Origin of the sequence: Neisseria sp. P0020.S003 (genome assembly GCF_051957095.1) — a bacterium.
Classification (GTDB): domain Bacteria; phylum Pseudomonadota; class Gammaproteobacteria; order Burkholderiales; family Neisseriaceae; genus Neisseria; species Neisseria subflava.
This window is the reverse complement of the sequence record NZ_JBQCWU010000003.1, coordinates 118,603-138,069: the sequence shown is the minus strand read 5'-3', so window position 1 is coordinate 138,069 and position 19,467 is coordinate 118,603. Positions and strand designations below refer to the sequence as shown.

Here is a 19,467-nt window from a genome sequence, read left to right as displayed (position 1 = left end):
AAAAGGCCGTCTGAAAAATTTCAGACGGCCTTCGCTTCAAACAATCAGCTCAATATTAATTTGAACCGACTTTGATTTTCTGCCACAAGTTGACAGACAGTTTTTTTGCATCTGCGCTCATTTGAGGCATGACGAAACCGTCTTTCATATCTTGCTCGTTCGGGAAAATAGAACGTGTGTTCACCAGCTCGGCAGGCATTTTTTCGCGTGCAGGTTTGCTGGCCGGCGCGAAGGTTACGGCGATACCGTTTTTCGCAGCCACTTCGGGATCCAGCGTGTAGTTGATGTACTTGTGGGCATTGACGACGTTTTTCGCATCGGCCGGAATCAGCCAAGATTCAATCCAGAAGCCCATGCCTTTCGGAGTCAACACTTCGATGCCGACATTGTTTTTCACTTCTTCAGAACGCGCTTTGGCCAAGTTCAAGTCGCCGCCGTTACCTGCCGCCAAGCAGATGTCGCCGCGCGCCAATTCGTCAATGATGGAAGGGCTGAAACGTTTCACGTCAGGACGGATGGTTTTCAAAACTTCCGCCGCCGCTTTCAAATCTTCAGGATTCGAGCCTTTAGGATCTTTACCCAAGTAGTTCAACAAGATTGGGAACATTTCGCTCGGAGTATCCCACAAAGCGATACCGCAAGATTTCAGCTTATTGGTGTATTCAGGTTTAAACAGCAAATCCCAGCCGTTTTCAGGCAGCTTGCCGCCCAAAAGCTCTTTACCTTTCGCAGTAATCGCCAAAGTGTTCACACCGGAGAAATAAGGAACGGCGTATTGATTGCCCGGGTCGGCGGTTTCCAACATCTTCAGCAATTCAGGGTCGATGTTTTTGTAGTTCGGAATCAGATCCTTATTGATTTTTTGGTATGCACCTGCCTCAATTTGGCGCGGCAGGAAGGCAATACCGGGCACAACCAAGTCATAGCCGGATTTGCCGGTCAGCATTTTGGCTTCCAGCGTTTCGTTGTTTTCATACAAATCGTAAGTCAGCTTCAAATTGTTGGCTTTTTTGAAGTCTTCGACTGTGCTTTCGTCAACGTAGTTTGACCAGTTGTAAATATTCAAAGTATCGGTAGCGGCTGCCTCGGCATTGGCAGCAGGCGCGCTGCCTGCTTGAGGTTGCTCGGCTTTTTTCTCGCCACCGCCGCACGCGGCCAAAGACAATGCGGCCAATACGGCTAATACGGCTAATACAGATTTTTTCATACGGGTAGATTCCTGATGAAAGAGTGGTTAATGTCAATAAATAAGAAACCCTGCACCCCATAAACACCCCGGCGCAGAGTTAGGCTATTGTAATGGAAACGTAAGCAAACGAAAAGCAATATCCATCTGATTTTTATTGAAATAAGGCAAAGCAGCATCATCTTTTTCCCAAAAGCGTTGCACTGGCTGTCGTTTTTGGGCAAAATACGGCTGATTTGCGCGCGTTTATAGAGAAAAAGCTTGCACACAAGGAAATCTGTCTTTAAAATTGCGCGTTTACAGAATTTATTTTTCAGGAGATATTCAATATGGCAAACAGCGCACAAGCCCGCAAACGTGCCCGCCAGTCGGTTAAACAACGCGCCCACAACGCCAGCCTGCGTACTGCATTCCGTACCGCTGTGAAAAAAGTGTTGAAAGCAGTTGAAGCCGGCGACAAAGCTGCTGCTCAAGCAGTTTACCAAGAATCCGTTAAAGTCATCGACCGTATCGCTGACAAAGGCGTATTCCACAAAAACAAAGCAGCCCGTCATAAAAGCCGTCTGTCTGCTAAAGTAAAAGCTTTGGCTTAATACTGACGCGGATGCCGGAAATCCTGACAACCAAAGCAGGATAATCGAGCTGATACGATGCCCCTGAGGTCTTGCCTTTCAGGGGCATTGCCGTATTCACAATTCAAACCGACTAAATTAAACCATTTACCCTTTCATCAGGCCGTCTGAAAAACAACGGAAACTCTCATGAACAAGATGTTGAAACATTCCCTAAGTATCGGATTCATTGCCGCCGCCCCACTGGCTGCCGCCGATACTGCCGCCCTACACTGCACCACCATTCAAGACAACGCCACCCGTTTGGCGTGTTACGACAACATCTACTCGGCGCAACTTCCCCCTCAATCCCCACTGCCGCAAGCGCAAACCGAAACCGCCAAAACACCGGTTGACCTCGAACAAAGCATCCGTAAGAGCATTGAGAAAAAAGAAGCTGCCATCGTATTCGACAACCCTACCCATCCGAATATTTCAGACGACGTATTAAGCGAAACTGCCGACAGCTACACGCCCTTAAGCCTGATGTACGATTTGGATAAAAACGACACACGCGGCCTGTTGAGCGTACGCGAGCATAATCCTATGTACCTCATGCCCGTTTGGTACAACAGCAGCCCCAACTACTACCCGGAATCCCCCAGTCGCGGCGTAACCACACAGGAAAAATTCAGCGAGCAGAAACGCCTCGAAACCAAAATGCAGGTTTCCTTCAAAAGCAAGATTGCCGAAGATTTATTCAAAACCCGTGCCGACGTATGGTTTGGCTACACCCAAAAATCCGACTGGCAAATCTTCAACCAAGGCCGCAAATCCGCTCCGTTCCGCAATACCGACTACGAGCCCGAAATCTTCATTACCCAACCTGTTAAAGCAGACCTGCCTTTCGGTGGCAAACTGCGCATGGTTGGCGCAGGTTTTGTTCACCAGTCCAACGGTCAAAGCCGCCCCGAATCCCGCTCATGGAACCGCGTTTACGCCATGGCCGGCATGGAATGGGGCAAGCTGACCGTTATTCCTAGAGTTTGGATGCGCGCCTTCGACCAAAAAGGAGACGACGACGACAATCCGGACATCAACAAATACATGGGCTACGGCGACTTGAAAGTCCAATACCGCCTCAATGACAAACAAAATGTTTATTCCGTCCTGCGTTACAACCCGAAAAGCGGACGCGGTGCCGTTGAAGCTGCTTATACCTTCCCAATTAAAGGCAAACTCAAAGGCGTTGTCCGCGGTTTCCACGGCTACGGCGAAAGCCTGATTGACTACAACCACAAACAAAACGGCATCGGCTTCGGCCTGATGTTCAACGACTGGGACGGAATCTAATCCCCCCATATTGTTCAGACGGCCTGTGCAATCAAGGCGGCCGTCTGAAACAATAAAACAAAACACGCCACTCGTTTAAAATACTCGTTTCCTAGCGCCCAAACGCGTATAATGCAAAGTTTGGGCAAAACTTGCCGGAATGAAACAAAGATGACAGAAGCAGCAGCCGAAAGCGGAAAAATCGCCAAGGCTTTAAAGAAATACCTGATTACAGGCGTACTGGTTTGGTTGCCGATTGCCGTAACCATCTGGGCGATGACCTACATCATATCCGCCGCCGACAGACTGATCAGCCTATTGCCGGAAAGCTGGCAGCCCCAGCATTTCTGGGGATTCAACATACCTGGTTTGGGCATTGTTGCCGCCACCGTCGTCTTGTTCGTTACCGGCGTATTTGCCGCCAACGTTTTAGGCAGACGGATTCTCGGCGCATGGGACAGCCTTTTGGGTCGGATTCCCGTCGTCAAATCCATCTACTCCAGCGTTAAAAAAGTTTCCGAATCCCTGCTCTCCGACAGCAGCCGCTCGTTCAAAACCCCCGTACTGGTTCCCTTTCCGCAACTGGGCATTTGGACGATAGCCTTTGTTTCCGGCCATATCCCCGACAAACTCAAAGGCAGCCTGCCGCAAGATGACGACTATATTTCCGTTTACGTCCCAACCACGCCCAACCCGACCGGCGGCTATTACATCATGGTTAAAAAAAGCGACGTTCGCGAGCTGGACATGAGTGTGGATCAGGCATTGAAATATGTAATTTCGCTGGGCATGGTGATGCCGGACGACTTACCGGTTAAAGCCCTCCCCACCCAAAAACCGTCTAAAGATGGTGATACCGAACATAACAATTAAGGTCTTCTTTTTTCAGACGGCCTTTCCTTCTTTTTCAAATTGAACAATATAAAAAGGTGATTTTATGCGTACCAACTATTGCGGCCTTATCAGCGAGCAATACTTAGACCAAACCGTTACCGTCAAAGGCTGGGTACACCGCCGACGCGACCACGGCGGTGTGATTTTTATCGACCTGCGCGACCGCGAAGGCATCGTTCAAGTCGTTATCGACCCTGACACTCCGGAAGCATTTGCCGCTGCCGACTCTTCCCGCAACGAATACGTTTTGAGCATTACCGGCCGAGTGCGCAACCGTCCTGAAGGCACAACCAACGACAAAATGATTTCCGGCAAAATCGAAATCCTCGCCAAAGAAATCGAAGTGTTGAACGCCGCTGCTACGCCGCCGTTCCAAATCGACGATGAAAACATCAGCGAAAACGTGCGCCTGACCAACCGCGTTATCGACCTGCGCCGTCCGGTGATGCAGCGCAACCTGCGCCTGCGTTATCAAGTCGCTATGGGCGTTCGCCGTTATCTGGACGCGCAAGGCTTCATCGACATCGAAACCCCGATGCTGACCCGCTCCACGCCTGAAGGCGCGCGCGACTATCTCGTGCCGAGCCGCGTTCATCCGGGTGAGTTTTTCGCTCTGCCGCAATCGCCGCAATTGTTCAAACAACTGTTGATGGTGGCAGGTTTCGACCGTTACTACCAAATCACCAAGTGCTTCCGTGACGAAGACTTGCGCGCCGACCGCCAGCCCGAATTCACCCAAATCGACTTGGAAACCTCGTTCTTGAACGAGGATGAAATCATGGACATCACCGAAGGCATGGCAAAACAAGTCTTCCAAGACGCGCTGGGCGTGGACTTGGGCGATTTCCCGCGTATGCCTTACGCCGAAGCCATGTTCTACTACGGCTCCGACAAACCCGATATGCGCATCAACCTGAAATTCACCGAGCTGACCGACCTGATGAAAACGGAAGAATTCAAAGTCTTCCGTGGCGCAGCCGACATGAAAGGCGGCCGCGTGGTTGCCCTGCGCGTACCGAACGGCGCGAAATTCAGCCGCAAAGAAATCGACGAATATACCAAATTTGTCGGCATCTACGGCGCGAAAGGTTTGGCATACATCAAAGTGAACGATGTCAGCAACCTTTCCAACGGCGAAGACAGCGGTCTGCAATCTCCAATCGTGAAATTCCTGTCTGAAAACGCCCTGAAAGAAATCATTGAACGTACCGGCGCACAAAACGGCGACATCATCTTCTTCGGCGCAGACAAAGCCAAAGTCGTGAACGAAGCCATCGGCGCGCTGCGTATCAAAGTCGGTTTGGAACACGGCGCAGAAAACGGCTACTTCGTGGACGAATGGAAGCCTTTGTGGGTTGTCGACTTCCCAATGTTCGAATACGACGAAGAAGCCGACCGCTACGTTGCCGTACACCATCCGTTTACCGCGCCAAAAGAAGGTCATGAAGACCTGATGGTTTCCGACCCTGCAAACTGCTTGGCCCGTGCCTACGACATGGTATTGAACGGCTGGGAAATCGGCGGCGGCTCTATCCGTATCCACCGTGCCGACGTACAGGAAAAAGTCTTTGCCGCGCTGAAAATCAGCCCCGAAGAGCAACAGGAAAAATTCGGCTTCCTCTTGGACAACCTGAAATTTGGTGCGCCTCCGCACGGCGGTTTGGCATTCGGTCTCGACCGTCTGGTTACGCTAATGACCGGCGCCGAGTCCATCCGCGACGTGATTGCCTTCCCGAAAACCCAACGCGCCCAATGCCTGTTGACCAACGCGCCGAATGCGGTGGACGAAAAACAGTTGCGCGAATTGAGCTTGCGCCTGCGTCAGAAAGCAGTTGAAACAAAAGAAGCATAATTTACCGGCTTAACCTTTAAAATATCAAGGCCGTCTGAAAAATTTGAAATTTCTTTCAAATTTTTCAGACGGCCTTTCTACATTTTGGTCGTTTATATATATAATCAACCGCAAACTGTTTTATTTTAAACGTTTACTTTAATGACGTTAGAGTACAAAAAACAACCGTTTGTAATAAAAACAAACAAATAGTCTTCGCAAGCAATATCATAGCTGTTATACAATAAAGGAACCTGACAATGTTTCTAATACTAACGGGGCTGATACTGACTTTTTTTGTTACATTGTTTATTATTACTTCAATTATTCATAAAAAACAGTTTGCCTACAACACACACCAAGACTATAACTATCCCTCCCTCCCCTCTACCGCGCATGCTACCCTCAAGGGTGGCAGCCTGACTTTGCCCGCCACTATCCGCGGGCAAGATACCGTTATTGCCAAACTCCGTATCAAATCCACTTGGGCAGGATTGCTGGTATTGCCTTTTGTTGAAACCATTTCATCTAAGGGAAAATGGAAGCAATATTTCGAATACGGCGCAAAAGGCGTGCGCTATATCAATCTGAGTGATACCTTCTCTGACAACGACAAAACCATCCGCTTGGAAGGCAAATACCTATCCTTGCCCGATCAAGAAATCGAACTCTCTGTTTATCCGCGTGAAAACCTCGACGGCAAAAAAATCCTTGTCCTCGCGCCTCATGCTGACGATGCCGAATTAAGCGCATACGGTTTGTATGAAAAACACGCCGCCAATTCAATGATCTGCACCTTAACTGCCAGCGAAGGCGGCAGCTTCCACTATGGCAATCTTTACGGCAAATGCGACTGCGACACTCAGGCCCAATATCTGCAAAAAGGCCGGATGCGTGTTTGGAACAGCCTGACCGTCCCCCTTTTGGCCGGCGTGCCGTCTGAAAACATCCTGCAACTGGGCTACTTCGACAGCACATTGACCGCCATGCGCCAAAATCCGGAAAAAGAGATTAAATCGACCAAAATCGATACGGCTGACGTCGATATTTTCCGCCGTGCCAACACCTCCACATTGGCGCAACAACTCAAGCCCGGCTCAACCTGGAACAGCTTGGTGGACAATCTCGGCTATCTGATAGAAACATTCCAGCCGGACATTATCGTGTCGCCTTCTCCCAATATTGACACGCATCCCGACCACCAACACACAACGCTGGCCGCCATCGAAGCCCTGCGCAAAATCAATTACCGCCGCGGCAATCTATTTTTGCACACCATACATTATCTGAGCGACGACTTCCCAATTGGCAAAGTAGGCTCTTCCCTCAGCCTGCCGCCGCTTGCCGAACAGCCGTTTTATTTCCAAGGCATCTATTCCCATCCTTTGGATAAAGAAGAACAAAACCGCAAACTTCTTGCCCTGGACGCCATGAACGACATCCGCCCCAATTCAGACGGCTATATGCGTTGGAGCACCATGATATTCAAAGGCTTAAACAAACTGCGGCACCACATCCTCCATCTCGACAAAGACTTGGTCAACCGCTTTGTCCGCAGCAACGAATTCTTCTATACCATCCCCATCAGCGACTTGTACCAAGAAGAGACACTAAAACAAATCACCTATCAGGGCAAAGCCCAATAAACCACAAAGGCCGTCTGAAAAGATGTTTCAGACGGCCTTTATCACAAAATCAAAACAATAAAATCACCGCATTACAAACGAAAAACACCAAGCCCAAATCCAAACGCGACAACCCAAGTTATAATAAAACCCTTCCCATACGCCCCACATCATCATGCCGATTTACTTCATCGCCGATTTGCACCTGAGCGACTCCCATCCTCAGCTGACCGCACTCTTCCAAAAATTTATCCAAGAAAAAGCCGTTCACGCCCAAGCCGTATACATTCTTGGCGACCTTTTCGATTTTTGGATCGGCGATGACGAAAACAGCCCTTTGGTTCAAACCATCAAACAAACCATCCTCAGCCTAACCAAGCGTGGCATTGCCTGCTATTTCATCCATGGCAACCGCGACTTCCTCATCGGCAAAACCTTCGCCCGCGATACCGGCATGACCTTACTGCCCGAGTACGCCGTTATCGACCTGTTCGGCACACCCACCCTACTCTGTCACGGCGACACCCTCTGCACCGACGACCATTCTTATCAAAAATTCCGCCGTACCGTCCATCAAAAATGGCTGCAACGCCTGTTCCTACTCCTGCCGCTCACACTCCGACTGAACATCGCCACCAAAATCCGCAAGCAGAGCAAACAGGACAAACAACACAAAACCGCCGACATCATGGACGTCAATCCAGCCTTTACCCACGAAACCGTCCAACGCTTCCACACGCCCCTGCTCATCCACGGCCATACCCACCGCGAAAACATCCATCGCAACGCCGACTACACCCGCATCGTACTCGGAGACTGGCGCGACAATTACGCCTCCATTCTCGAAGTCGATGCCGAGGGCTACCGTTTTATCGCCTTATAAAACATCAGGCCGTCTGAAACCGGTTTCCCGATTGTTCAGACGGTCTGACTGACAAACATCCTCAAACGATTTACGCAAACCAACCGCGTATCCGCTCCAAACCACCAAAGCGCACACACGCATCCGCATTCGCTTCGGTTTTCGGTTTTGCCCGATAAGCAATGCCGAATCCCGCCTCCCGTATCATCGGAATATCATTCGCACCATCACCCATCGCCACCACCTGCCACGAAGCCAAACCCAGACGCTCACGGTATTCACGCAACAAATCCGTCTTAGCCTGCGCATCGATAATCCGCCCTTTCAGACGGCCTGTCAGCTTGCCGTTTTCCACTTCCAACACATTCGCAAAATGGAAATCCAAGCCCAAACGCCGTTGCAGGCGTTCCGTAAAGAACGTAAACCCGCCCGACACCAGCATAAACTTCACATCATTCCGTTTGCACTCTGCCAACAAAAATTCCGCACCCGGCGAAAGCTGCAACACATTCTCGTACACCTCTTCCAACACGCGCTCGTCCAAACCGGCCAGCAAAGCCACACGCTTACGCAAAGACTGCTCAAAGTCCAGCTCGCCACGCATCGACTGCTCCGTAATCGCTGCCACCTCATCCTTCAGCCCAACACCGGCCGCAATCTCATCTACACACTCAATCGTAATCAGCGTCGAATCCATATCGCTGACAATCAGTCCCAAATCAGCAAAAGCCACATCCGGCAACACCGCACCATCTATCTGCTGCGCAATCAACGCCGCACGCATATCGTCCGTCAATTCAAAATCATCATCAACCGGCACACGCAACACCGACTTCCCTGATGGCGCAGACACCAAACTGCCAAATGCCGACCAGTCGCAAGCGCCCAAATCCCCATGTTGCAACACCAAAACTTTCTTCATCTCATTCTCCTCATACCCTAAGACCTTTACAAACATATCGGGTACACATTCAGCCTAAAACAACGAAACCGTATTTTTGCAAAGGCCTTAAAAAACCAAAACAGCATTATAGCCGAACAACCCCGGCAATTTTCAGACGGCCTGTAAACAATTCAACTAGAGCTACCAATACCAATCCCTGCATCAACTAAACAAGTCATGACTCAAAAATTTGATTTAGGACAAGCTGTTTAAAAAACTTTGCAAGCAACAGATAACTTGTTGTTGCTTTTTCTTACAGTTTCGATATAGTTCTTTATGGCTAGTTTGGCACTACCCCTTATATCTAGCTTTCATTGCATTCCCACCTCCATTCGTTGCCAACGGCTCCCTTTCCGATGGCAACCTTTTTTTGACCCGATGGTTTGACAATATTAAAATTGAATCAAATAAAATGATTCGAGGATTTATATTTAATTTTTAAAACAAAACGGCTTATAAAAAATAACGACTCAATTTAAACAGATATTGCCACCAATATTTAAAAACAAACAGACCTTCTTTATTAAGGACCTCATCAAATGCATCATCCTAAAAAACTATTCAAACTGAGCACACTTGCCCTCTGCCTTGCCGCATTGCCCCAAGCCGCACAAGCTGCCGAAGAGGTACAACAGGTGGAATTAAAGCAGGTCAATGTGGTCGGCAAAAACCGCAGCCTGCGTACCGAAAATCGAAATGACTATACGACTTCGGCTATGAGTTCTACCACAGGACTGGCATTGACTCCGCGCGAGACGCCGCAATCCGTCAGCGTTATTACAAAAAATCAAATTAACGATCAAGGTATTACTACGCTGGCAGATGCGTTGAAAACAACGACTGGCGTAAATGTCGTTCGCCAAGGGAACCGCACCCATTTCCAAAGCCGCGGATTCTATATTGAAAAATTGGAAGAAGACGGCATGGCTACCACTATTGGTGCGCCGGGCATATTTGGCAGTCCTGCCAGAGACGGGCACAACATCACCGACCTTGCCATGTATGACCACATTGAAGTTGTGCGCGGTGCGGCCGGGCTGACCCAATCCAACAGCGCGCCCGGAGGTACGATTAATGCCGTACGCAAAAAACCGACGGTTAAAAAACAAATCAGTATGAATGGTTTAGCCGACCGTTTCGGCAAACGGCATATCGAATTGGATGCCTCGGGCACTTTAAGCTCAGAAAACCAATTCCGCGGACGTATTGTCGGCAGTTTTGATCATGACAAAACATTTCAGGATAAAGTGAAAGGGCAAAACAGCCTTCTTTACGGCGTTTTAGAAAAAGACATCGGAGAAAACAGCAAGGTTTCTGTCGGTGCGTACCGTATCGCCCAGCGCAACACCCCCAATCTCAACGGCTTACCTTTATGGGAAGACGGAAGCAGTCTGCCGCGCGACAGCTATTTCGGTGCCGATTGGAATCATGGGCGATTCATCAAAAACGGTGTTTTTGCAGAATTTGACCACTACTTCAACGACAACTGGAAATGGAACAGCAAAATCGATTGGCGAAACAGCCATTCCGACCAAAGGTATGCTTTCTTAATGGCAGACAAAAGCGGATTGAAAGCCAATCAATCCATTGGTATTGAGGATCAACAGGCTTTCCGCTATCAGCACGACAGCAAACATCTGCATATTCAAAACAACCTGCGCGGCAAGTTTGAAGCCTTGGGTCAAACCCACGACATCTTCCTGACTCATAATTATTCGAAAGAGCGCAATACCCTGCACCATACCCGTATGCAGGCAACCGGCAGCTACGATCCATTTTCTGCCGTTATCCCCCAGCCGGACTGGGCTGCCGAACCATACAGCATTATGGACAGCAACAACCATTTCTATACGCACGCCCTTGCAGCAGGTGCCCGCATCAATCCTACGGAAAAACTGCATCTATTGGTAGGCGGACGCTATACCCATTGGAAACGCGACTTCAATTACAACTGGTCCCGTTATGCAGGCGCTCCGGACAATGATGCAAAAACCTATTCGGTCAAAAACAGCAAATTCATTCCATACATCGGCATCACTTACGATTTCATGCCAGGGCAAAGCCTCTATGCAAGCTATACATCCATCTACAAACCGACTCTGAAAACAAATGCAGACAACAGCTATCTCGCGCCCGAAGTCGGTAAAAACTACGAATTGGGTTGGAAAGGCGAATGGATGCAGAGCAAACTCAATACGGCCGTTTCCCTGTTCCAAACCGATAACACCAACGTCGGCGTGCGTGTCAACGTTCCGGCCAGCGGCAACAGGAAACAGACTTTCTACTACATTCCCGCAAAAGAACGCAGCCGCGGTGTAGATGCGGAAATTTCCGGAGCAATCGGCGCAAATTGGAAACTGTTTGCCGGCTATACCTACAATATCCGCAAAACAGAAAACCATCCCAATACCGAGGGCGATTTTGCCAACTGGACCCCAAAACACATTTTCCGCGCTTACAGCAGCTATACGCCGCCGTTTGCAAACGGTAAGTTAAGTATCGGTATAGGCTTGTCCAGTCAAAGCAAAACCGGCAGTAAGCTGCCCCAAGGCGGCTATACCGTTTGGAATGCCGGTTTGCAATACCGTCCGACCGACAATTTGCAACTGGGGCTGGCAGTCAACAACCTGACCGACAAACGCTACTACGAAAACCAATACAGCCGTGCCGCCAACAGCGGCAACTTCTACGGCGAACCGCGCAATGCCGTGTTCAGCCTGAAGTGGAAGATGTAAATAGCGGCAACCCGGGAGTAGATTGCCCTCCACTCTTCAAAAGCATATAAAAACCAATCATTTCTTATAAACAAGGCCGTCTGAAAGCAAAATTCTGTTTTCAGACGGCCTATCACGCACATTCACAAGCATTCATCATGAATACGCTCAAAAAATTCTCCCGACTCGCCCGCCCTTTTTGGACGGGGGCGCACGGGCGCGTCCAATGGCTGATGCTTGCCATCCTCATCGGCTTTACCCTTTGTTCCATCACCATCAGCGTTTGGATCGCCGCGTGGGACAAACGTTTCTACGACGCGCTCGCCGCGTTTGACGGCGCATCCATGCCCGCGCTTATCGTCGAATACCTCGGCTACATGGCGATGATTATCGGCTGCATCGTTTGCGGCGACTGGCTGCAAAAACGCCTCATCTTCCGTTGGCGCACCCACCTGACCGAACAATTCCAGCAAAACTGGCTCGAAGGCCACAAACACTACCGCCTGCGCCTGACCAGCGAACCCGACAACCCCGACCAGCGCATCGCCGAAGACATCTACCTCCTTGCCGACAAAAGCATCGGGCTGTTCCGCTCCTTCATCAATAATATTGCCAAATTCAGCGCGTTCGTCGCCGTATTGTGGACGCTCTCCGGCGTGCAGACCTTCAATATCGGCGGGCGCGACATCACCATACACGGCTACCTCGTTTGGGTCGCCCTGATTTATTCCGTCATCAGCACCCTGATTGCCCACCTCGTCGGCCGCAAACTCAAAAACCTCAACATCGACCGCCAGCACCGCGAAGCCGACTACCGCGCCGCCCTCCTGCGCGTGCGCGACCATGCCGAACAAATCGCCTTCTACAACGGCGGCGAAGCCGAAACAGGTCGTCTGAAACAGCGTTACCTCCGCATCCGCGACAACTGGCGGCGGCTTACCAACTGCGAATTCCGCCAGGAAACCTTCTGGGCGACCTATGTGCGCATCAGCATCTTCATCCCCATCCTAGCCACCCTGCCCATGTACCTCGCCAAAACCATGACCTTTGGCGACATGATGCAGACCCGCACATCGTTTGCCCGCGTCCAAGACAGCTTCGGCTGGTTTACCGACTCCTACCGCCGCCTCATCGAATGGGCGGCAGTCGTCGAACGCCTCTCCGGTTTTCAGACGGCATTGGAACAAGTAGGACAAGAAGGCAGAAGCACCGCCCGCCCAGCCTCCGAACCCGCCCCGACTTTAAACAACCGCCGCCACAGCGGCATCCTCGCTCTGCAAAACCTCACCGTCCACACCCAAACCGGCAGCCCCCTGCTTACCGACATCAACCTCGAAGCCCACGCTCCCGAATGGGTATTGCTCGAAGGCAGAAGCGGCATCGGCAAATCCACCCTGCTGCGCGCCCTCGCAGGCTTGTGGCCGTATTACCACGGCAGTTTTTCCCTCGAAGGTAGCCGCCTGTTTTTCCCGCAACGCCCTTACCTGCCTGCGGACACATTGCGTCAAACTGTCAGCTATCCCTATACGGCCTGCCAAGACGACCATTTGATTCAAACCATTTTGGAACAAGTAGGCTTAAGCAGCCCCACGGGTCGGTTGCGCACGTTGATGAACGATTTGGACACTTCACACGAATGGCACGGCATCCTTTCCGGCGGAGAGCAGCAACGCCTCAGCCTCGCTCGCGCGCTGCTGCACAAACCGCAAATCCTGTTCCTCGACGAAGCCACCAACCAGCTCGATGACGAATCCGCCCTGATGTTGATGCAGACCCTCAAGCAACATTTGCCCGATACTTTGGTCATCGGTATCAGCCACCAACCCAAGATTCAAGCACTGTTTGATAGCTTTCTGAATTTGAATGAAAAAATTATTTAAATGTTAAAATGTGCAAAGCACTTGCTTTCAATCCCAATAAGAGATATAGTACAAAGTAACTAGTTCTTATTGATGAGAGCTACTCCTTGGATACTTGCCTCCGGTTCTCCAACCCGGGGGCATTTTTTTGCGTTTTTATTTTATATTTGTATGAATAGGATAAAGACGGAATATAAAAGGTTTTCAAAACACGAGGCCTAGAATATTTATAAAATACTGACTATAAATAAAAAACACCAATCTCAAATCGATAGTTAAATAAAACCGCAAACCGCGTTTTCCCAAACTTTCAGGCTGTCTGAAATCCTCTCTTCAATGCGGTAAAAGGAACAACCGTTACCTTGGCACAGGAACAACGCCTGGCCAACGGAGAGCTGATACCGAAAGGCTCTGTGGTAACGTGGTCGGACAATGCGGTGAAGGTTGTGCGGCCTGATGGGAAAAAGCGGAGATTTAATAGTCGGGATTGGGAACAGAAGGCATTGCCGAAACCTTCTCTATCATCATTAGCCAACTTAACCAGCAAAGAACAAAAAGTAATCAGATATTTAGCTAGAGATAATGGTAAAATTATTGTTAACGGCGAACAAATTCCTGTCAATCGGCTTCCGCAGGACATTAATGTCAAACCAACTCCGCCATCTCCCTTAAATGGTAGTGGAAGAACCATTGGTAAGAGCAAGTCTCAAAACCAAATTATGCAGGACGATGTGGCTTACTTACGCTCAATGGGTGCAGAAGATATTAGGATCAACCAGCAGCAGGTAAACAACCAAATGTGCCGGGTAGGGATCTGCCGCCCGGATGTCCAAGCCACCTTGCGTGATTCTAATAAACGAATTTATATCGAATACGATCGCGCCAGTTCGAACCGTGGAGCCGGACATGCATCGAGAGCATTGAGTAATGATCCGGATGCTATTGTAATTTTAAGAACCGTGGATTAAATTATGAATGTAAACAAAGATTTTTTTCTTGCAAGAGACGGCCATCCGAGCCTGAAACAGTTTTATTTTATTGGCGCGCCATTTGAAAAAGCACTGGATCTCTATTTGAAAAGATTAATGGATTTAAGCGACTTTTATCAGAATTTAAAACCGAAACTATCGTATTTGGATGAGGAATATACCCTCAGTCAGAAATTGGATTTCTTGAATCCGCTTGAGATTACCGGATCATCCAAATATTTATTGTTGGAAACGCAGTCTGATTGGTCATTGCTAATAGGTAATAACCGGAACGGCACAGACTTTTCAAGTGTGCCGTATGAAGCCTTGCTGTGGAAAATCAGATTATTGACTATGTATTTACGTCCATATTTTGGCAAAGACGAATTCGGTGCGGTCTCATTTACCCTGTATGAGGGCAGCAAACAGGTTTCCCGTCATGACTGCGAAACCAGAAATGTTATGCTGCATAAAGAAACCAGTCGTGTCGAGTTTATGGAATATGGCACGCCGCTGCCGTTTGAACAGACAGAAAAATATACCGAAAGACTCAAAAAAAACAGGCTGACTGTGGAGATGATCGAAGAATATTGCAAACATTTAGGCATTTCATTATTTGATTTGGACTTCTACCAGTCCAAAGCCGCCCTTATTGAGATATTGAGAAACAAATAACTTTCATCTCTTCAAAAAGACAGTCTGAAAAATATCCAGGCTGTCTTTTATCGTTAATCCCATATTTTAGACGGCCTGTTTAACCCTCTATTGCAAAGCTTGGCACAAGCACCGCTGACCGACGGCAATTAATTACTATATAATCAAACGCATTGTTACCCTACAAAGGAGCCACACCATGACCACAAAAATTAAAATTGGTATCGTCGGTGCAACCGGTTACACAGGCGTTGAATTGTTGCGCCTGCTCAGCAATCATCCTAACGCAGAAGTTACTGCCGTCACCAGCCGAAGCGAAGCCGGTCTTGCGGTTGCCGACTACTTCCCCAGCCTGCGCGGCATTTACGACCTTACATTCCAAACGCCCGAGGATGCCGGCCTTGACCGCTGCGACCTCGTGTTCTTCGCTACACCCAACGGCGTAGCCATGAAAGAAGCACCGGCCCTTGTGGAAAAAGGCGTACGCGTGATTGACCTGTCTGCCGACTTCCGCATCCGCGACATCCCCACATGGGAAAAATGGTACAAAATGACCCATGCCGCGCCGCAACTCGTTTCCCAAGCAGTGTACGGCTTGTGCGAACTTTACAAAGACGACATCGCCAAAACCATGCTGGTGGCCAACCCGGGCTGCTATCCTACCTGCGTTTCCCTGCCCTTATTGCCGCTGCTTCAGGCTGGCCGTCTGAAAGCCAACGCTCCTCTGATTGCCGACTGTAAATCCGGTGTTTCCGGTGCAGGCCGCAAAGCCAGCACCCACGCCCTATTGTGCGAAGCAGGCGACAACTTCAAAGCCTACGGCGTCGGTGGCCACCGCCATTTGCCTGAAATCCAACAAACCCTGTCCGGACTGCAAGACCATGTTTCAGACGGCCTGATTTTCGTACCACACCTTGTTCCGATGATACGCGGTATGCACGCCACCCTGTATCTGCACCTGCAAGAACATACCGATCCTGAAGCCTTACTGCGCGAATACTACCGCGACAGTCCTTTTGTCGATATTTTGCTTTCAGGCTCGACACCTGAAACCCGCAGCGTGCGCGGTGCCAACCTTTGCCGTATCAGCGTTCAAAAAGCGCCCGATCAAGACGATGTGTGGATTGTTCTTTCCGTCATCGACAACTTGGTTAAAGGCGCAGCCGGTCAAGCCGTGCAGAATATGAACATCATGTTCGGCCTACCCGAAACCACCGGCCTGACTAATGCACCATTGATGCCTTAAGCCATCATTATTGAAAACACAAGGCCGTCTGAAACTTTGATCGTTCAGACGGCCTTTATCGATTCATTCACAAACATTACTCATACACCACGCCGGCAAGCATTTCTTCTTCATTCAAGTTACCGTACTGTTGCTCCCAATCGTGGGTAGCCTCCACCATATCGCATTCTTTGGCAAAAGCCAGTAGCCTGCCGTCCATCTGATCCAGACTCAAGCTGCCCAAGCGTTCGCATTCCGAAGCCGTCAGATTACCGTCCGCCTCATGCGCCTCCGAAGATCCGAAAGGCAGAGCAAAAAAACCCAGTACCAACGCCAGCAGCACCCAAAAAATATTTTTACGCGAACGAGTCATTTCACACCTCTCATCATAATCATATAGCAGGTTTAAATCAGAAAAACTAAACCAAATAAAATTAAACTAAGAAAAATCGAACATAAAATTAGAAATATCGACTTATCTAAGACAAATCGAATAATACTAAGAAAAAATAGAATATGCAATACTTTTTCTTAGGTGTAGTAATTTTTTTCTTACAATTTTATAAAAACTAAGGTAAAATACACTCAAATCGTCCAAACCATATAAAAAACATACCTCCATAAAGGCATAAACATGGATACCTTTAAAGACCGCCTGGCTTTCTTATGGAAAGATGAAGCCCGCCAAGCCAAAATTGCCGCCGACATCGATATGACCATCGCCGGATTCAGCCGTATCTGGAACGAAGGCGGCCTGCCGAAATCGGAAACGCTAAAAAAAATCAAACAACTTAAAGGCTGCAGCATAGACTGGCTTTTGACAGGCGAAGGTTCTCCCTTCCCCGATTCCGAAGCCCCAAAGGCCACAGCAACCGACACACTAGGCAACCCTGTCGATATAGACGAATTTGTCTTCGTACCGCGTTACGACATCCAAGCCGCGGCCGGACACGGTCAGCTCGTCGGCGATGAGCAACCCATGTTCGCCATGGCGTTCCGACGCTATTGGATTGAAAATTATGTAACGCGCGACATCAAAAACCTTTCCGTTATCTCAGTCAAAGGCGACTCGATGGAAGGCGTGCTGAATGATGGCGACACCATCCTCATCAACCACGGCCAAACCACGCCGCGCGACGGCCTCTATGTTTTGCGCCTCAACGAAAACCTTTTGGTCAAACGCCTGCAACTGATACCCGGCGGCATCGTCAACGTCATTTCTGCCAACGAAGCCTACCCTACTTTTGAAATCGACTTGAAAAACCCAACCGACGACGTTGCCATCATCGGCCGTGTCGAATGGTTTGGCAGAAGTATCTAAATCTGACATACTGATGCTTGAAATTTCTGCCATGCCCTCCATGTAAGCTGGCAGACCCTGTCTGCACAAACTTGCCTTGACTAACGGTTTGCGCGACAATAGTAAAAATATTCATATAAAAGGAATCACATCATGTCAGACGAAAGCCCTATTATCTTTACTGACAGCTGCTGCACCAAAGTTGCCGACCTGATTGCCGAAGAGAACAATCCCGATTTGAAATTGCGCGTATTCGTCAACGGCGGCGGTTGCTCCGGCTTCCAATATGGTTTTACCTTTGATGAAATCAAAAACGACGACGATTTTGAAATCCAGAAAAACGGCCTGACGTTCTTGGTTGACCCGATGAGCTACCAATATCTGGTTGGTGCGGAAATCGACTACACTGAAAGCCTGCAAGGTTCTCAATTCGTCATCCGCAATCCGAATGCAGAGACAACTTGCGGTTGCGGTTCGTCCTTCTCCGTATAAACAGTCCGTTTTTGCCACAAAAAACAGGCCATCTGTATCTTCAGACGGCCTTTTGTGTGAATTTATTTTAAACAATTTTAGATTTACCTTATAATATCGGGCGTGAATATTTACTCTGCAATAGACATAACATTGGACATGCATATTTCCATATAAATAAAAAATTATTGTCCAGCCGATTAACGACACAAAGGCAAACCGTACTTGGTCTGCCTGAGACTGCAGCCTCTGTTCTGGCTCGTATCATAAGCCAAGACAGCTCAAACACAATAACAAAACCTTAGGCCAAACCCATTTGGTTGACGCAGTCGAAATACTCATGGGATATCAATGAGCAAACAAGAAAAATTTTTCGACGTATACGTTTCCTATCCGCCGAACACGGATAGGGAGCGCATCCATGCCTGCCTGTATGAAAACCTGCCCGAAAACGAAGTTGAGAGCCTGATTCAAGCCTTGGCCGAACGTCCACAAGCCATTGTGGCCGAGAAATGCACCCAAGACGAGCGAGAAAATGCGCAGCATTACTTCGGCTATTTGGGTTTGGACGTGATCGTCCGTCAGGCTATGGAATTGGAAGCGGTTGAAGAAGAAGCCGTATTGGCAGTCAACACTCCTGACCCTATCCAATGCCCCGTCTGCATGACGATTATTGACGAACTAGATTCACAGGAATGTAAAACCTGCCACTTTGATTTGACAGAAAAAAATGAGCTTGCCATCCAGCGCAAGCGCATTGAATGGCAGGAAAGAATCTCTTTCGAGCATAAAAAACAAACCGAAATTGCCCACAAGCTCAAATATGAACGTGAGCAGGAAGAGAAAAAACTGCGCAAAAAAATCCGTGCCGAATTGGAATCCCAATTACGCAAAGAGTTAGGCCAAAATCCTGAGCTGGCCGCACTTGCAGCGAGGAAGAAAACACGGTTTCTGCTTACAATGGCTATCGTATTCGCCGTTTTGAGCCTGCTTGCACTCGGCTATATCGCTGCAAAATTCTTCTAAACTGATTTCAAAACTTAAGGCCGTCT

At 49.0% G+C, this 19,467-nt stretch carries 16 protein-coding genes and 1 pseudogene; 14 read left to right on the top strand and 3 right to left on the bottom strand.

Features of this window, described 5'->3' with window-relative positions:
* Nucleotides 1-55: 55 nt before the first annotated feature.
* The gene (locus tag ACTHTQ_RS03550) at nt 56-1,207 is read right to left on the bottom strand and encodes an extracellular solute-binding protein (protein ID WP_440363111.1); all 1,152 of its coding nucleotides are present in this window, start codon (nt 1,205-1,207) and stop codon (nt 56-58) included.
* Nucleotides 1,208-1,515: 308 nt separating this feature from the next.
* On the opposite strand from ACTHTQ_RS03550, the gene rpsT reads away from it, so the two are divergent.
* The 6 genes from rpsT (at nt 1,516) to lpxH (ending at nt 8,302) form a co-directional block, all read left to right on the top strand.
* Nucleotides 1,516-1,779 (top strand): 30S ribosomal protein S20, encoded by a 264-nt coding sequence (rpsT, locus tag ACTHTQ_RS03545; RefSeq protein WP_002212556.1) that lies wholly within the window; start codon nt 1,516-1,518, stop codon nt 1,777-1,779.
* 168 nt (nt 1,780-1,947) lie between these two features.
* Nucleotides 1,948-3,090 carry a phospholipase A gene (locus ACTHTQ_RS03540; RefSeq protein ID WP_440363110.1) on the top strand — a complete coding sequence of 381 codons (1,143 nt, stop codon included), beginning with the start codon at nt 1,948-1,950 and terminating at the stop codon, nt 3,088-3,090.
* Nucleotides 3,091-3,240: 150 nt separating this feature from the next.
* Nucleotides 3,241-3,942, top strand: a complete 702-nt coding sequence (locus ACTHTQ_RS03535; RefSeq protein ID WP_440363109.1) for a DUF502 domain-containing protein — start codon at nt 3,241-3,243, stop codon at nt 3,940-3,942.
* A 64-nt stretch (nt 3,943-4,006) separates the two neighbouring features.
* Nucleotides 4,007-5,815 carry an aspartate--tRNA ligase gene (gene aspS / locus ACTHTQ_RS03530; protein ID WP_440363108.1) on the top strand — a complete coding sequence of 603 codons (1,809 nt, stop codon included), beginning with the start codon at nt 4,007-4,009 and terminating at the stop codon, nt 5,813-5,815.
* Between the two features lie 239 nt (nt 5,816-6,054).
* On the top strand, nt 6,055-7,440 hold the full coding sequence (locus ACTHTQ_RS03525; protein WP_440363107.1) for a PIG-L family deacetylase: 1,386 nt from the start codon (nt 6,055-6,057) through the stop codon (nt 7,438-7,440).
* Between the two features lie 151 nt (nt 7,441-7,591).
* Nucleotides 7,592-8,302: a UDP-2,3-diacylglucosamine diphosphatase gene (gene lpxH / locus ACTHTQ_RS03520; protein ID WP_440363139.1), complete on the top strand. Its 711-nt coding sequence runs from the start codon at nt 7,592-7,594 to the stop codon at nt 8,300-8,302.
* Between the two features lie 70 nt (nt 8,303-8,372).
* On the opposite strand, the gene serB is transcribed toward lpxH, so the two are convergent.
* On the bottom strand, nt 8,373-9,203 hold the full coding sequence (gene serB / locus ACTHTQ_RS03515; protein WP_250601279.1) for a phosphoserine phosphatase SerB: 831 nt from the start codon (nt 9,201-9,203) through the stop codon (nt 8,373-8,375).
* Nucleotides 9,204-9,763: 560 nt separating this feature from the next.
* Here serB and ACTHTQ_RS03510 point away from each other — a divergent pair.
* The 5 genes and pseudogenes from ACTHTQ_RS03510 to argC all read left to right on the top strand — a co-directional run bounded on the left by ACTHTQ_RS03510 (nt 9,764) and on the right by argC (nt 16,665).
* On the top strand, nt 9,764-11,959 hold the full coding sequence (locus ACTHTQ_RS03510) for a TonB-dependent siderophore receptor (RefSeq protein WP_440363106.1): 2,196 nt from the start codon (nt 9,764-9,766) through the stop codon (nt 11,957-11,959).
* A gap of 137 nt (nt 11,960-12,096) precedes the next feature.
* Entirely contained in the window at nt 12,097-13,818 is a 1,722-nt protein-coding gene (locus tag ACTHTQ_RS03505; protein ID WP_440363105.1) for an ABC transporter ATP-binding protein/permease, read from the top strand.
* Between the two features lie 317 nt (nt 13,819-14,135).
* A pseudogene (locus ACTHTQ_RS03500) lies at nt 14,136-14,318 on the top strand (adhesin); the annotation flags it as partial.
* Between the two features lie 450 nt (nt 14,319-14,768).
* Nucleotides 14,769-15,440 (top strand): hypothetical protein, encoded by a 672-nt coding sequence (locus ACTHTQ_RS03495; protein ID WP_304680225.1) that lies wholly within the window; start codon nt 14,769-14,771, stop codon nt 15,438-15,440.
* Between the two features lie 178 nt (nt 15,441-15,618).
* Nucleotides 15,619-16,665: an N-acetyl-gamma-glutamyl-phosphate reductase gene (gene argC / locus ACTHTQ_RS03490; RefSeq protein WP_440363104.1), complete on the top strand. Its 1,047-nt coding sequence runs from the start codon at nt 15,619-15,621 to the stop codon at nt 16,663-16,665.
* 76 nt (nt 16,666-16,741) lie between these two features.
* Here argC and ACTHTQ_RS03485 read toward each other — a convergent pair whose 3' ends face one another.
* Nucleotides 16,742-17,017 carry a hypothetical protein gene (locus tag ACTHTQ_RS03485; RefSeq protein ID WP_003748371.1) on the bottom strand — a complete coding sequence of 92 codons (276 nt, stop codon included), beginning with the start codon at nt 17,015-17,017 and terminating at the stop codon, nt 16,742-16,744.
* 261 nt (nt 17,018-17,278) lie between these two features.
* Here ACTHTQ_RS03485 and ACTHTQ_RS03480 point away from each other — a divergent pair, with 261 nt between their 5' ends.
* The 3 genes from ACTHTQ_RS03480 to ACTHTQ_RS03470 all read left to right on the top strand — a co-directional run bounded on the left by ACTHTQ_RS03480 (nt 17,279) and on the right by ACTHTQ_RS03470 (nt 19,441).
* Nucleotides 17,279-17,965, top strand: a complete 687-nt coding sequence (locus ACTHTQ_RS03480; RefSeq protein WP_003680158.1) for a S24 family peptidase — start codon at nt 17,279-17,281, stop codon at nt 17,963-17,965.
* Nucleotides 17,966-18,097: 132 nt separating this feature from the next.
* On the top strand, nt 18,098-18,436 hold the full coding sequence (erpA, locus tag ACTHTQ_RS03475) for an iron-sulfur cluster insertion protein ErpA (RefSeq protein WP_003680162.1): 339 nt from the start codon (nt 18,098-18,100) through the stop codon (nt 18,434-18,436).
* Between the two features lie 330 nt (nt 18,437-18,766).
* The gene (locus ACTHTQ_RS03470; protein ID WP_003686803.1) at nt 18,767-19,441 is read left to right on the top strand and encodes a hypothetical protein; all 675 of its coding nucleotides are present in this window, start codon (nt 18,767-18,769) and stop codon (nt 19,439-19,441) included.
* Nucleotides 19,442-19,467: the final 26 nt, after the last annotated feature.